Genomic DNA, 10,953 nt, shown 5'->3' with positions numbered 1-10,953 from the left:
GCCGCCGCGGCGACGACTTCATGTCGCGGTTCGCGGTTGTCTGAGCGGACTGATGAGTGAGGCGGTCTGAACTCAACTAATGAGTTGGCAATCCACGGAGAGGTGTGCCGGCCGCTAACCAATCGTTAGGACCTGTTGCACGCCGGTTAACGGTTCCCGCGCACTCACGAAATATCAACCCTAATTATTAGGGTTAAGCGCTGCTTAAGCATTTGGTGCGATTGTACAGCCGTCAGTTGTGATGTGGGGCCCCTTCCGAACGCCTCACCGGCCAAAGGGACGAAGCCAATGCGTAGCGTTAAGTCTTTGATCGCCGCCGGAGCGGCCTCTCTGTTTTCCACTTTGGCCTTTGCGGCCGACATGCCCATCGCGCCCCCGCCCGTCTACGCGCCGCCGCCTGCGGCTGATTTCGGTGGCTGGTACCTGCGCGGCGACATCGGCTTCAGCAATCAGAAGGTCAAGGACGTTCATTACAGCCGCGAGTCGGCCTATACGCCGATGACCTCGTTCGAGCAGACCTCGGGCTTCGACACGGCCGGCATCTACGGCGTCGGCGTCGGTTATCGCTTCAACAGCTGGTTCCGCGCCGACATCACCGGCCAGTACCGCGGCAACTCCAACTTCAAGGGCACCGACCGCTTCAATGCGACCGCCGGCGGCGTGCCCTATAGCGGCATCGACAACTACACGGCCAGCAAGTCCGAATGGGTCGTCATGGCCAACGCCTATGTCGATCTCGGCACCTGGTGGTGCGTGACGCCGTTCATCGGCGCCGGCGTCGGCGGCTCGCGCGTGACGATCTCGAACTTCACCGATACCGGCATCAACAACCTGCCGTTCACGACGACGAGCTTCGCCACGGCGCCGACCTCCTCGAAGTGGAATTTCGCCTGGGCGGCGCATGCGGGTCTCGCCTACAACGTCAACCCGAACCTGGTGCTCGAACTGGCCTACAGCTATGTCGATCTCGGGCAGGGGCAGACCGGCATTCTCTCGACCTACACCGGCACCACCACGGGCAACATCTTCAAGTTCAAGGACATCACCTCGCATGACCTGAAGCTCGGCGTGCGCTGGAATTTCGACAACCCGCCGCCGCCCCCGATGCCGCCGCTGATCCGCAAGGGCTGAGCTCGAGCGAGACGCATCACTTCTACGAGGAAAACGGCGCGGGCATCCCGCGCCGTTTTGCTTTCTCGTTCCCCGCAGCGCTCGCGGTCACGGTAAAAGAATTGGAACGGAACGCCGCGCGGCAACGGATGATTAAGGTTAACGCGCGATGATCGCTGACAGAGAGTTCAGTGCTGATTGGAGCGTTGCAATGCGTAGGCTGCTGGTGGCGGTTTCGGTGTGTGGCATGGTCTCGGCGGCCCAGGCCGCCGATTTGTCCGATCTGCCCATCCTGAGGGGCAGCATGTCCGAAGGCCTCAACAATTCACGGGTCAACTGGGACGGCTACTACGTGGGCGTCCAGGGAGGCTATGGTTCGACCGACCAGCAGTTCAGCAACACCAATCCAGGCCTTGCCGGCAATCTCGCTCAGGGGACGGTGATCGGCGGCGAGATGCCCGCGTCCACTTGGGGCTGGTCACCGGGCTTCGGTAAGCAATCGTCCCGATCGTCGGCGTGGGGTGCCTTTGCAGGCTACAACTCGCAATGGGAAGACGTCGTGCTGGGTGTGGAAGGGAGCTATATGCATGGCCCCTTCGGGATCAAGCCTTCGGCCACCAGAACGTTCTATTCGGGGCAACTGTCGGACACCTTGTTTCATCGGGCCACGGTGACGCAGACGACGCAGATGCAGATCACGGACATGGCGACGATTAGGGGGCGCGCCGGTTACATGATGGGCGCGTTCCTGCCCTACGCCTATTTCGGGCTGGCTCTCGGAAACGCCAATATCGGTCAGACTGCGACCATTCAGGATTCCACGTCGACAGTGGCCGGTGGTCCCTTCACGGTTGTCAGTTCTACGAGCGCCAACAATCTGAGCCACAATCATTTCGTCTATGGCTACAGTGCCGGCGTCGGCGTCGACGTCAACCTGATCGGTGGTCTGTTCGCCCGCGCCGAATACGAATACGTCCGCTTCACCTCGACCGTCGACACCAACATCAACACGGTGCGCGCCGGCCTCGGCTACAAGTTCTAGCTGCTCCGAAAAAAGTCGAAGCCGATGTCGATCACCATCCGCCCGGCGCGGCGCGAGGACGTCGGCAGCATCGTTGCGATGCTCGCCGATGATCATCTCGGTCGCGCCCGCGAGCGCATCGAAGATCCGATGCCCGATTCATATTTCGCGGCGTTCGATGCCATCGCGGGCGCCGATCACATCACCCTCGTCGTCGCCGAGGAGGCGGGCAGGGTGGTCGGTTGCCTGCAGCTGTGCATCCTGCCTGGCTTGAGCTCGCAGGGCGCGTCGCGCGCGCTGGTCGAGGATGTCCGCGTCGCCACCGACCGCCGCAGCCGCGGCATCGGCGAGCAGCTCCTGCAATGGGCGATCTTCGAGGCCCGCAAGCAGCGCTGCAATCTGATCGAGCTGATGACCCACCAGAGTCGCACCGACGCGCAGCGCTTCTACCAGCGGCTCGGCTTCGCCAAGAGCCATTTCGGCATGGTGATGCGGTTCTGACTCTCGTCAGCGCCGCAGCCGATACGCAGCGACGGCATTCGGGCCGAAGGCCTTGCCGCGGAAGTCGGGGCCCAGCTGTGTCAGGCAGCGTTCGAGCGCCTGCTTGATCTCGTGATAGCTGCCGGCGAGCAGGCAGACCGGCCAGTCCGAGCCGAAGATCAGTCTGTCCGCGCCGAAGCAGGTCGCCACATGCGTCACATAGGGCTGCAGCCGCTCGGCATCCCAGTCGGTCCAGGTCGCTTCCGTCGCGAGCCCTGAGACCTTGCACCAGACGTTCCCGCTCGCAGCCAGCTCCGCGATGCGGTCGGCCCATTGCTGATCAAATCCGGTTGCGATCGGCGGCTTGGCGGCGTGGTCGAGCACGAAGCGTGCGTCTGGGAACGCTCGTGCCGCCGCGATCGCTGCCGGCAGCTCGCGCGTGCGCACCAAGAGATCGTAGGTCAGGCCGTGCGCGAGCACGACCTCCACGCCGCGCCGAACGTCGCCGCGTGACAGCCAGTCCGCATCGGCTTCGTCGTGGACCTGGTGGCGAATGCCGACGAGCTTGTTGCCGCCCGGCAGCGCGCGCAGCCGTTCGACCGTCGCTCCCACTGCCGCGTCGGTCAGGTCGACCCAGCCGACGACGCCGGCGACGAATGGCCAATCATGCGCAATGCGCAGGAACTCCTCGGTCTCGTCCAGTGACGATCTCGTCTGCACCAGGATGCTCGCGTCGAGTCCATTCTCCGCGAGCAGCGGCGCGAGGTCGGCGGGGCCGAACGGGCGGCGGATCGGCGCCAGCGCGTCGCCGGCCATCCATGGATAGTCGGCGCGAGCGGGATCCCAGAAGTGCTGATGCGCGTCGATCCTCTGGCTCATGCCGCGTCTCCCGGCAGCGGCGCGCGCGCATCGACGAGATTGCTGGCGCGGAGCGCGCGCCAGAACGCGGCTGGGATCGCGGCCTGCGCCTGCGCGATATTGTCGGCCGCCTCCTGCGCATTGCGGGCGCCCTGCACGCCGACGGTGACGGCGGGATGCGCGAGGCAGAACTGGATCGCGGCCGCCTTGAGCTCGATGCCGTGCTGCTTGCACAGCGCGTCGAGCTGGCGGGCGCGGGTCACCAGGGTGGGGTCGGCGTCTTCGTAGTTGAACTTCGCGTGACCATGCGGATTGGCCAGGATGCCGCTGTTGTAGATGCCGCCGAGCAGGATGGCGATGTTCTGCCTCTGGCAGATCGGGAACAGGCCGTCCAATGCGCCCTGGTCGAGCAGCGTGTAGCGGCCGGCGAGCAGGAAGCAGTCGACCGGTGCGACCTCGGCGAACCGCATCAGCATCTCCGACTGGTTCATGCCGGCCCCGATCGCCTTGATGCTGCCGTCCTCGCGCAAGCGCTGCAGCGCGCGGAAGGCGCCGGCAACAGCCTCGTCATAGTGATCGTCGGGATCGTGCACGAGCAGGATGTCGACGCGATCGAGGCCGAGCCGCGCCAGGCTCTCGTCTACCGAGCGCATCACGCCGTCGTAGGAGTAGTCGAATCGCGGCCGCAGCGGCGGCGCGCCCTTGTAATGCGGATCGTCGGGGGCCGTCGGATCCGGCCGCAGCAGCCGGCCGACCTTGGTCGAGATGACGTAGCTGTCGCGCGGCTGCTGGCGCAGGAAAGCGCCCAGCCGCTGCTCGGCGAGGCCGAAGCCGTAGAGCGGGGCGGTGTCGTAGAAGCGCACCCCGCGCGACCAGGCGGCCGCGATCGTCGCTTCGGCATCGTCGTCGCTGACCGGCTCGAACAGGCCGCCGAGCGGCGCCGTTCCTAGGCCGAGCCGGGTGACATCGAGTGAGCTCCTCCCAAGACGGACGCGTTGCATTCTTCTATCCTTGTTGTTCGGCGCCTGTAGATCGCGTCATTGTGCATGAGCGGATGCGACGGCACAACGTCAGAGCGTTGTGCGATACGGCAACGAAGAGGATGGAGGAACGATGGCGGAGATCAATGCGCTGACGGCGCTTGGCGTCGTGTTGGCAACGGCCGCGACGGATGCAGTGTATGTCATGTTCACCTCCGCGGTCGTCGCACGCCGCCGACTCTCCGCCGCAAACTGGAGCGCGATCTGGTACACGCTGTCGTCCTTTGCGGTGATCAGCTACACCGAGAACTGGATCTATGTCGGCTTTGCTGCGGTGGGATCGTGGATCGGCGCCTATGCATCGATGACCTTCCTGCATCGCCCGCCCGGCGGACCGGCCCCGATCGGCGCAGCGCCTGAATGAGCTTGTCTTGCATGCCAGCCAATTCTGCGTGAACGGCCATCAGGCCGCGCGAAGTTCCTTGACGCGGAACGGACCTTCCCTTAATCACGCCGGCGGGACACCTCCCCCCAACGGGAGGCTTACTATCTGGAAGGATAGACGATGACTGCAGCGAAGCCCTCGCAGCGGCCTGCCGTGCCGCATTTCTCCTCCGGCCCCTGCGCCAAGCGCCCCGGATGGACCCCCGAAAATCTCAAGGACGCTCCTCTCGGCCGCTCGCATCGCGCGAAGGTCGGCAAAGCCAAGCTCAAGCAGGCGATCGAGCTGACGCGCGAAGTCCTGGAAGTGCCGGCCGACTACAAGATCGGCATCGTTCCGGCGTCCGACACCGGTGCGGTCGAGATGGCGCTGTGGTCGCTGCTCGGGGCGCGCCCCGTCACCACCATCGCGTGGGAATCCTTCGGCGAGGGCTGGGTCAGCGATATCGTCAAGGAGCTGAAGCTCAAGGACGTCACCAAGCTGCACGCCGGCTATGGCGAGATTCCTGACCTTTCGAAGGTCGATCCCGCGTCCGACATCGTCTTCACCTGGAACGGCACCACCTCCGGCGTACGCGTGCCGAATGCCGACTGGATCAGCGCGTCGCGCGAAGGTCTGACGATCTGCGACGCCACCTCGGCCGCGTTCGCGCAGCCGCTGGACTGGCCGAAGCTCGACGTCGTCACCTTCTCCTGGCAGAAGGCGCTCGGCGGCGAGGCCGCGCACGGCATGCTCATTCTGTCGCCGCGTGCGGTGGAGCGTCTCGAGAGCTACAAGCCGGCCTGGCCGCTGCCGAAGATCTTCCGCCTCACCAAAGGCGGCAAGCTCAATGCCGGCATCTTCGAGGGCGAGACCATCAACACGCCGTCGATGCTGTGCGTCGAGGACTATCTGGATGCGCTCAACTGGGGCAAGTCGATCGGCGGCCTCAAGGCGCTGATCGCGCGCGCCGACGCCAACACCAAGGTGCTGGCGGACTGGAAGGCGCGCACGCCGTGGATCGACTTCCTCGCCAAGGATCCGGCGATCCGCTCCAACACTTCGGTGTGCCTCAAGGTCGTCGATCCCGCGATCACGGCGCTGTCGGCCGATGCCCAGGCCGAGTTCGCCAAGAAGCTGGTCTCGCTGGTCGAGAAGGAGAACGCCGGCTTCGACTTCGCGCACTACCGCGACGCGCCGGCCGGACTGCGCATCTGGTGTGGCGCCACGGTGGAGGCGAGCGACGTCGCGTTGCTGACGCAGTGGATCGACTGGGCATTCGCGGAAGCCAAGGCCGCGCTGCCGAAGGCTGCCTGATACGCGCTGGTCTCGCCGTCATTGCGAGCGCAGCGAAGCAATCCAGAGCCGGGAAGGAAGTCTGGATTGCTTCGTCGCAAGTGCTCCTCGCGATGACGGAGTTTGACGCCGCGTAGGGTGGGCAAAGGCGCGTAAGCGCCGTGCCCACCATCTATTGACCTCACGCGCGAGAGCGGTGGGCACGCTGCGCTTTGTCCACCCTACAGGCTTTCAACTCATTCCGGCGCCCCGCGCCATCCCCTCGAAACGAGGGCGTGAAGGACCATCGTCATGACCAAGCCCAAAGTTCTCATCTCCGACGCTCTCTCCCCGGCCGCCGTGCAGATCTTCCGGGATCGCGGCGTCGAGGTCGACTTCCAGCCCAATCTCGGCAAGGACAAGGACAAGCTCGCCGACATCATCGGCGACTATGACGGCCTTGCGATCCGCTCGGCCACCAAGGCCACGGCCAAGATCATCGAGCGCGCCAAGCGGCTCAAGGTGATCGGCCGCGCCGGCATCGGCGTCGACAATGTCGAGATTCCCGCGGCGACCGCCAAGGGCATCATCGTGATGAACACGCCGTTCGGCAATTCGATCACGACCGCCGAGCACGCGATCACGATGATGCTGTCGCTGGCGCGTGAGATCCCGCAGGCCGACGCCTCGACGCAGGCCGGCAAGTGGGAGAAGAACCGCTTCATGGGCGTCGAGATCACCGGCAAAACGCTCGGTGTCGTCGGCTGCGGCAATATCGGCTCGATCGTCTGCGATCGCGCGCAGGGCCTGCGCATGAAGGTGATCGGCTTCGACCCGTTCCTCACCGAGGAGCGCGCGCGCGATCTCGGCGTCGAGAAGGTCGAGCTCGACGAACTGCTGAAGCGCGCCGACTTCATCACCCTGCACACGCCGTTGACCGACAAGACCCGCAACATCATCGATGCCGCGGCGATCGCCAAGACGAAGAAGGGCGTGCGCATCATCAACTGCGCCCGTGGTGGCCTGATCGACGAGGCGGCGCTGCTCGAAGCGCTGAACTCCAAGCACGTCGCCGGCGCCGCGCTCGACGTGTTCGCCGAGGAGCCCGCGACCAGCAATCCGCTGTTCGGCCACGCTTCCGTGATCTGCACGCCGCATCTCGGCGCGTCCACGACGGAAGCGCAGGAGAACGTCGCGCTGCAGATCGCCGAGCAGATGTCGGACTATCTGCTGACCGGCGCGATCTCGAACGCGATCAACTTCCCCTCGATCACCGCCGAGGAGGCGCCGAAGCTGAAGCCGTTCATCGCGCTGGCCGAGAAGCTCGGCTCGTTCGCGGGCCAGCTCACGGAGAGCAGCATCACCAAGGTCCAGATCACCTATGAGGGCCAGGTCGCCGAGATGAAGACCAAGGCACTGACCTCGGCGGTGCTGGCCGGCCTGCTGCGGCCGATGCTCGGCGAGGTCAACGTCGTGTCGGCGCCGGTCATCGCCAAGGAGCGCGGCATGATCGTCGACGAGGTGCTGCGCGCCGGCGAGAGCGATTATGAAAGCCTGATCACGGTGGCGGTCACCACCGGGCAGCAGGAGCGCGCGGTGTCCGGCACGGTCTATGCCGACGGCAAGCCGCGGCTCGTCGACATCAAGGGCATCCGCGTCGACGCCGAGTTCGGCAAGTCGATGATCTACGTGACCAACGAGGACAAGCCGGGCTTCATCGGCAAGTTCGCGAGCCTGCTCGGCGACGCCAAGATCAACATCGCGACCTTCCATCTCGGTCGCGTCGCGGCCGGCGGCGACGCCATCGCGCTGGTCGAGATCGACGGCGCCGTGCCGGCGGAGCTGCTTGCGAAGATCCAGGCGCTGCCCCAGGTCAAGCAGGCCAAGGCGCTGGCGTTCTGATCGCAACACCGGATCGGTCGGCCAAAAAGGCAGTGCGGCCCGGCGCCGTGCTGCCTTTTTTGATTCTCAGTGGCATTCGAACGATCGGCTTTGCCGGGTCTCAATTGAACCCGCCTATCTTTCCCCGCGTCTAACGCCCGTTGAAGGACCGGCTGATCCGGTCGCGAGGGCCCTGGGCTGCGGAGAAAGTGATGACCATGCGAAACAAGGGCCTGCTGGCCACGGGTGTCGTTCTCAGCGCTGCGCTGGCGGCCGGCCCGGGCCTTGCTGCCAATCTGGACGCGACCTCAACCGTCGACGCCGTCACCGTCTATCCCGATGGCGCGACCGTCACCCGCGTCATCGCGCTCGACCTTCCGGCCGGAGACAGCACGGCCATCGCCAAGGATTTTCCGCTCGGCTTCGATGCCGCCTCGCTGCGCGTGGAAGGCGACGCCGGAGCCAAGCTCACCATCGGCACCGTCGATGCCAAGCCGCCGCGGGCGGCGCCGCCGGTCAATCTGCCCGAGATCGACAAGCGCATCGAGGCGCTGAAGGACGAGCGCGCCAATCTCGACGGCGCCATCGCCGCCGCGCTTGCGCGCAAGAAATTCGCCGAAAGGTTTGCGGAAGCATCTCCCGCCGGTCTCGGCGAGAAGGGCGAGGCGCGGCCGATCGCCGAATGGCGCAGCGCCTTCGCCGCGGTCGCCGAGGAGGTCGGTCAGGCCGACGCGGCCATCCGCGATGCCGAGCGCAAGCAACGCGAGATCGATCGCGAGGTTACGCGCCTGCAGGCCGATCGCGCGGCCAAGCCGCCGAGCAAGATGGAAGTCCAGATCGAGCTGTCGGCTGCGGCAGCGACCAAGGCGAGGCTGCGCGTGACCTACGCCGTGCGCAACGCTCGCTGGGTGCCGCTGTACGATGCGCGCCTCGATACGTCGGCGAAGGACCGCAAGCCGACATTGGAGCTGGTGCGTCGCGCCGAGATCCAGCAGAGCACCGGCGAGGACTGGTCCGATGTCGCGCTCTCAGTCTCGACCGTGCGCACGGGACGTGGCGGCAGCGCGCCGGAGCTGCGGACGGTGATCGCGCAGTATCCGCCACCGCCAGCTCCGCCGATGGCGCAACTCGGGACGCTGGCCGACAAGACGGCCAGACTGCGGGCCGTGGAACCGCAGGCGCCCGTCGCTGCAGCTCCCGAGGCCAAGCGGGCGGAGGAACGCGAGACGGCGGTTGAGATCGGCGCCTACCAGACCGCCTTCCGCCTTCCCGGACGCGTGAGCATCGGCACCAACGATGGCGCCAAGAGCCTGCGTATCTCGACCGCGGCGATCACGCCGGAGCTGATCATTCGCGCCGCGCCGGTCGCCGATCCCACGGCCTATCTCGAAGCCAGCTTCACGCAAGGAGAGGATGCGCCGCTGCTGCCGGGCAAGGTCTCGATCTATCGCGACGGCATGTTCGTCGGGTCCAGCCGATTGGCGACGGCAGGCAAGGACGAGACGGTTCGTCTCGGCTTCGGTGCCGACGACAAGGTCAAGGTCGAGCGCAGCGTCATCAAGCGCAACGAAGGCTCGGCCGGCCTGATCGTGACGACCGCGAAGATCGACGAGCGGGCGTTCAAGACGACGGTCCGCAACGCGCATGATTTCCCCGTCAAGGTGGCCATCCAGGATCAGCTGCCGGTCAGCGAGAACGAGGAGATCGTGGTCGAGATGCTGCCGTCGACCACGCCGCCGACCGCCACCAATGTGCGCGACCGGCGCGGCGTGACCGAGTGGGTCGTCGATGCGAAGCCCGGCGAGACCAAGGACATCTCGTTCGCCTGGCGTGTCCGCTGGCCGAAGGACAAGACCATCGTGATACAGCCGTCGGGCTAGCGCGCCTGCTTCAGCTGTCGTGAATTCACGAGCCGGCCGTCAGGGCGCTGTTTTGTGACAGCATCTTGACGGCCCAGGACTGATGGCAGGGCAAATGATGCACGGTCGTTGCGTGGGCCTTGATCGGCTGATGCCCGTGTTGGCGTCGCGCGTCCCGTCCTGCGCTTCATCGTGATACCGTCTCAACTTGAGATCTATCGTCATTGATGTCGAGGTCTCAGATTTCGGTACTATCCCTCCGTATCGGCGCTCCTGCGGGCTGATCTGCGTTTTCGTTTGCCCTGATCTGAACTCAAAGCCGTCGTAGATGCCGCGCGTGCCGTGTCTTTGCCTCAGACGCGGACGCAGGTAGCGATTGATGGCGTTCGGCAAGGAGAGACTGCAGAACTCGGGACCACATGCGTTCGACGATCAGGCGGCCGCACGAGATGACCGCACCACAACGATCGTCGTGGACGTGAAGCTGGTTCTGTCCCGATGTTTCAAGCAATCCAGATCGTCGTGACGATATTCGGATCACCGCACCGGCGGGTCATTTCGGCCGGCCTTTTCCTTGCGTCCCGTCTGCGCGTATCGGTCGGCGGACAGGAACGGAGGTCACAATCTTTCCGATGCAATACTCGTTCTTCGCCTCGTGGCTCACGGGGCGTTCGCAGCGCGCGACGATTCTTGCCGCCATCATGCTGGCCGAAAGCGTCAGCCGGGCGGTCTCAGCCGATAATGTGAGCATGGTGCGGGAGCTCGCTGGCCGTGTTGGCCCGATCCTCGGCTCATCGCAGGCGTGCACGAGCATCCCGGCGCGCCGCGTCCAGGCGATGCTCGGCAAATTCCAGGAAGCGATCCGCGAGGCCTCGACCAACTCGAACGATCGCAACGAGCTCGCGCGCGAATTCGAGCGCTTCATCGCCGACGGCCGTGCTGCGGTCAATGGCGGACGGGCCGATTGCCGGCTGGTTGAGCGCCAGCTGGCCGAGCTCGAGCGCAGCGTCAGCGCGCCGCCGCCGACCGCTCCTGCCGCCGCGGCGGCGCCCGCTGCCACCGGCGCGA

At 65.5% G+C, this 10,953-nt stretch carries 9 protein-coding genes and 1 pseudogene; 8 read left to right on the top strand and 2 right to left on the bottom strand.

Going from position 1 to position 10,953, the window contains the following annotated elements; genetic code table 11:
• The first annotated feature begins 288 nt into the window (after window positions 1-288).
• The 3 genes from BRAO375_RS17830 to BRAO375_RS17820 all read left to right on the top strand — a co-directional run bounded on the left by BRAO375_RS17830 (window position 289) and on the right by BRAO375_RS17820 (window position 2,632).
• Window positions 289-1,131, top strand: coding sequence for an outer membrane protein (locus BRAO375_RS17830; RefSeq protein ID WP_083842497.1), 843 nt, complete (start codon window positions 289-291; stop codon window positions 1,129-1,131).
• 190 nt (window positions 1,132-1,321) lie between these two features.
• A complete protein-coding gene (locus BRAO375_RS17825) occupies window positions 1,322-2,152 on the top strand; it encodes an outer membrane protein (RefSeq protein ID WP_009028858.1) in 831 nt (276 codons plus the stop codon).
• 24 nt (window positions 2,153-2,176) lie between these two features.
• Window positions 2,177-2,632: a GNAT family N-acetyltransferase gene (locus tag BRAO375_RS17820; protein ID WP_009028857.1), complete on the top strand. Its 456-nt coding sequence runs from the start codon at window positions 2,177-2,179 to the stop codon at window positions 2,630-2,632.
• Window positions 2,633-2,638: 6 nt separating this feature from the next.
• Here BRAO375_RS17820 and BRAO375_RS17815 read toward each other — a convergent pair whose 3' ends face one another.
• The gene (locus BRAO375_RS17815) at window positions 2,639-3,490 is read right to left on the bottom strand and encodes an amidohydrolase family protein (RefSeq protein ID WP_009028856.1); all 852 of its coding nucleotides are present in this window, start codon (window positions 3,488-3,490) and stop codon (window positions 2,639-2,641) included.
• Window positions 3,487-4,470 carry an aldo/keto reductase gene (locus BRAO375_RS17810; protein WP_009028855.1) on the bottom strand — a complete coding sequence of 328 codons (984 nt, stop codon included), beginning with the start codon at window positions 4,468-4,470 and terminating at the stop codon, window positions 3,487-3,489. Before BRAO375_RS17810 ends, BRAO375_RS17815 begins: the two co-directional genes overlap by 4 nt.
• 112 nt (window positions 4,471-4,582) lie before the next feature.
• Here BRAO375_RS17810 and BRAO375_RS17805 point away from each other — a divergent pair, with 112 nt between their 5' ends.
• The 5 genes and pseudogenes from BRAO375_RS17805 to BRAO375_RS17785 form a co-directional block, all read left to right on the top strand.
• Window positions 4,583-4,873 (top strand): hypothetical protein, encoded by a 291-nt coding sequence (locus BRAO375_RS17805; protein WP_009028854.1) that lies wholly within the window; start codon window positions 4,583-4,585, stop codon window positions 4,871-4,873.
• Between the two features lie 141 nt (window positions 4,874-5,014).
• Window positions 5,015-6,187, top strand: coding sequence for a phosphoserine transaminase (locus tag BRAO375_RS17800; protein WP_009028853.1), 1,173 nt, complete (start codon window positions 5,015-5,017; stop codon window positions 6,185-6,187).
• A 270-nt stretch (window positions 6,188-6,457) separates the two neighbouring features.
• On the top strand, window positions 6,458-8,047 hold the full coding sequence (gene serA, locus BRAO375_RS17795; RefSeq protein WP_009028852.1) for a phosphoglycerate dehydrogenase: 1,590 nt from the start codon (window positions 6,458-6,460) through the stop codon (window positions 8,045-8,047).
• 197 nt (window positions 8,048-8,244) lie between these two features.
• A complete protein-coding gene (locus BRAO375_RS17790; protein WP_009028850.1) occupies window positions 8,245-9,906 on the top strand; it encodes a mucoidy inhibitor MuiA family protein in 1,662 nt (553 codons plus the stop codon).
• A 611-nt stretch (window positions 9,907-10,517) separates the two neighbouring features.
• A pseudogene (locus BRAO375_RS17785) lies at window positions 10,518-10,953 on the top strand (ABC transporter substrate-binding protein); the annotation flags it as partial.

The organism is Bradyrhizobium sp. ORS 375 (genome assembly GCF_000239775.1).
Classification (GTDB): Bacteria; Pseudomonadota; Alphaproteobacteria; order Rhizobiales; family Xanthobacteraceae; genus Bradyrhizobium.
This window is presented reverse-complemented; position numbering and strand designations above follow the sequence as displayed.

What these genes read in the sequence shown, in the direction of transcription:
- BRAO375_RS17830 (WP_083842497.1), top strand. Translation starts at nt 289, where the DNA reads ATGCGTAGCGTTAAGTCTTTGATCGCCGCCGGAGCGGCCTCTCTGTTT.
- BRAO375_RS17825 (WP_009028858.1), top strand. Translation starts at nt 1,322, where the DNA reads ATGCGTAGGCTGCTGGTGGCGGTTTCGGTGTGTGGCATGGTCTCGGCG.
- BRAO375_RS17820 (WP_009028857.1), top strand. Translation starts at nt 2,177, where the DNA reads ATGTCGATCACCATCCGCCCGGCGCGGCGCGAGGACGTCGGCAGCATC.
- BRAO375_RS17815 (WP_009028856.1), bottom strand. Translation starts at nt 3,490, where the DNA reads ATGAGCCAGAGGATCGACGCGCATCAGCACTTCTGGGATCCCGCTCGC.
- BRAO375_RS17810 (WP_009028855.1), bottom strand. Translation starts at nt 4,470, where the DNA reads ATGCAACGCGTCCGTCTTGGGAGGAGCTCACTCGATGTCACCCGGCTC.
- BRAO375_RS17805 (WP_009028854.1), top strand. Translation starts at nt 4,583, where the DNA reads ATGGCGGAGATCAATGCGCTGACGGCGCTTGGCGTCGTGTTGGCAACG.
- BRAO375_RS17800 (WP_009028853.1), top strand. Translation starts at nt 5,015, where the DNA reads ATGACTGCAGCGAAGCCCTCGCAGCGGCCTGCCGTGCCGCATTTCTCC.
- serA (WP_009028852.1), top strand. Translation starts at nt 6,458, where the DNA reads ATGACCAAGCCCAAAGTTCTCATCTCCGACGCTCTCTCCCCGGCCGCC.
- BRAO375_RS17790 (WP_009028850.1), top strand. Translation starts at nt 8,245, where the DNA reads ATGCGAAACAAGGGCCTGCTGGCCACGGGTGTCGTTCTCAGCGCTGCG.